Source organism: Reichenbachiella faecimaris (genome assembly GCF_900176375.1).
Taxonomy (GTDB): Bacteria; Bacteroidota; Bacteroidia; order Cytophagales; family Cyclobacteriaceae; genus Reichenbachiella; species Reichenbachiella faecimaris.
Genome location: NZ_FWYF01000002.1, coordinates 1097661 through 1101025, shown reverse-complemented (window position 1 = coordinate 1101025; position 3365 = coordinate 1097661). Strand labels below are relative to the sequence as shown.

2 rRNA genes are annotated in these 3365 nt (G+C 47.8%); both read right to left on the bottom strand.

The features are described from left to right. Positions 1-117 precede the first annotated feature (117 nt). Positions 118-229: ribosomal RNA gene (rrf, locus tag B9A58_RS12550) — 5S ribosomal RNA — on the bottom strand. A 181-nt stretch (positions 230-410) separates the two neighbouring features. Continuing rightward, positions 411-3294 (bottom strand): 23S ribosomal RNA (locus B9A58_RS12545). Positions 3295-3365: the final 71 nt, after the last annotated feature.

Below are 3365 nucleotides of genomic sequence, written 5' to 3'. Positions count from 1 at the left end.
TATTTAGTGGGCAGGACAGGTTTTGTATTTAATGAAAAAGGGGGCACAAAAAAAGGGTTACTGATTGCTCAATAACCCTTTGACCTGCCTTCGCTAAAGCTCTGGCAGATAAATAAAAACTGGCGACGACCTACTCTCCCGCGTATTACCGTAGTACCATCGGCGCTGAGTGGCTTAACTGCTCTGTTCGGAATGGGAAGAGGTGGACACACTCGCAATAATCACCATAAAATTTTACTATTCAAGATTTCAAATTTGAGATTTAAAATTCTTGAAAGAACAAAGCCTACTGCTCTGTTAAATTTCTTAAAGTCTATTCAATTTTGAATTTCTGATATCAAATATTGAATTCGCAAGCTACGCTTGCCCTTGACATGAATATTGTGAAAGAAAGAATGGTATAACACTGTTATAGAAAGTTTACAGGTAATTAGTACTACTCAGCTTTGACATTACTGCCTTTACACCTGTAGCCTATCAACGTCATCGTCTTTAACGACCTTTAAAAGAAATCTCATCTTGAGGAGGGTTTCGCACTTAGATGCTTTCAGCGCTTATCCTCACCGAACGTAGCTACCCGGCGGTGCAGTTGGCACCACAACCGGTAGACCAGAGGTTCGTCCAACTCGGTCCTCTCGTACTAAAGTCAGAGCCTCTCAAATTTCTTACGCCCACAACAGATAGGGACCGAACTGTCTCACGACGTTCTGAACCCAGCTCGCGTGCCACTTTAATGGGCGAACAGCCCAACCCTTGGGACCTTCTCCAGCCCCAGGATGTGACGAGCCGACATCGAGGTGCCAAACCTCCCCGTCGATATGAGCTCTTGGGGGAGATCAGCCTGTTATCCCCAGAGTACCTTTTATCCTTTGAGCGATAGCCCTTCCATACGGAACTACCGGATCACTATATCCTACTTTCGTACCTGATCGGCTTGTTGGCCTCACAGTCAAGCACCCTTATGCTATTGCGCTCTACGCACGGTTACCAAACGTACTGAGGGTACCTTTGAAAGCCTCCGTTACTCTTTTGGAGGCGACCACCCCAGTCAAACTACCCACCACACAATGTCTCCCGCCAGGCGGGATTAGGCATCAGATAAATAAAGGCTGGTATTTCACCAACGGCTCCACCATGCCTAGCGACACAGCTTCAAAGCCTCCCAGCTATCCTACACATCATTTACCCAATACCAATGTGAAGCTATAGTAAAGGTTCATGGGGTCTTTCCGTCCCGTTGCGGGTACGCGGCATCTTCACCGCGACTACAATTTCACCGAGCTCATGGCTGAGACAGTGCCCAGATCGTTGCACCATTCGTGCAGGTCGGAACTTACCCGACAAGGAATTTCGCTACCTTAGGACCGTTATAGTTACGGCCGCCGTTTACCGGGGCTTCAGTTCAGCGCTTCTCTCCGAAGAGATAACGCCCCCCCTTAACCTTCCGGCACCGGGCAGGTGTCAGGCCTTATACATCATCTTTCGATTTCGCAAAGCCATGTGTTTTTGTTAAACAGTCGCCTGGGCCTTTTCACTGCGGCCAGCCGAAGCTGGCGCCCCTTCTCCCGAAGTTACAGGGCCATTTTGCCTAGTTCCTTAGCCATGAATCACTCGAGCACCTCAGGATTCTCTCCTTGACTACCTGTGTCGGTTTACGGTACAGGTACCATATTCATAAGTTTAGAGGTTTTTCTTGGAAGTCTGATTAGGCGCATTATCCCGTCTCCCGAAGGATCAAGGTACTATCAGGTTCAGCTAGTCCGGCGGATTTACCTACCGGTCCAATACCTACACCCTTCAACGAACTATTCCGTCAGTTCGCAGCGCTTTCACTACTCCGTCACCCCATCACTGAGTATGGTAGTATGGGAATATTAACCCATTGTCCATCGACTACCCCTTTCGGGTTCGCCTTAGGTCCTGACTAACCCACGGCTGATTAGCATTGCCGTGGAAACCTTAGTCTATCGGTGTGCGGGTTTCTCACCCGCATTATCGTTACTTATGCCTACATTTGCTTTTCTATACGCTCCACCATGGCTCACGCCACAGCTTCAATGCAGAATAGAATGCTCCCCTACCAGTGTAATAAATTACAATTCTAAGCTTCGGTGATATGTTTGATGCCCGATTATTATCGATGCCCTGTCGCTCGACAAGTGAGCTGTTACGCACTCTTTAAAGGAATGGCTGCTTCCAAGCCAACCTCCTTGCTGTCTCGGCAACTGGACCGCCTTAGTTCAACTTAACATATACTTTGGGACCTTAGCTGTAGATCTGGGTTCTTTCCCTCTCGGACAAGGACCTTAGCACCCATGCCCTCACTGCGGAGTATATCTAACGGCATTCGGAGTTCATCAGGATTTGGTAGGATTTGACTCCCCCTAGTCCTATTGGTAGCTCTACCTCCGTCAGACTTAACCTCCACGCTGCTCCTAAAAGCATTTCGGGGAGTACGAGCTATTTCCCGGTTTGATTGGCCTTTCACCCCTACCCACAACTCATCCAAAGACTTTTCAACGTCAACTGGTTCGGACCTCCATTGCATGTTACTGCAACTTCATCCTGGTCATGGGTAGATCACCGGGTTTCGCGTCTACCTCCACTAACTATGGCGCCCTATTCAGACTCGCTTTCGCTCCGGCTACGCGACTTAATCGCTTAACCTTGCTAGTGAAGAGTAACTCGTAGGCTCATTATGCAAAAGGCACGCCGTCAGCACACTAAGTGCCTCCGACCGCTTGTAGGCGTGCGGTTTCAGGTTCTATTTCACCCCTTTATTCAAGGTACTTTTCACCTTTCCCTCACGGTACTGGTTCACTATCGGTCTCTCAGGAGTATTTAGCCTTACCGGATGGTGCCGGCAGATTCAAACGGAGTTTCACCTGCTCCGCCCTACTCAGGATACTACTAGGTAATATAAGCTTACTTATACGGGGCTTTCACCCTCTTTGGCTCAACTTTCCAGTTGATTCTAATTCAATTATATAGTCCACATCGTAGTCCTACAACCCCACAACTGCCGTAACAGTTATGGTTTGGGCTAATCCGCGTTCGCTCGCCACTACTTACGGAATCACTATTGTTTTCTCTTCCTCCAGGTACTTAGATGTTTCAGTTCCCTGGGTTAACTCTCCTTGCGGAGTGACTAGTCTTCAACTAGCCGGGTTGTCCCATTCGGAAATCTTCGGATCAATTCATATGTGCTGATCCCCGAAGCTTATCGCAGCTTATCACGTCCTTCATCGTCTCTGAGAGCCAAGGCATTCCCCACACGCCCTTATCTACTTTCTTATAACGATAACCTCTTACCCTATACTAATTAATAAATCAATTAGCACAGAATAACAAATTATTAAAATTGA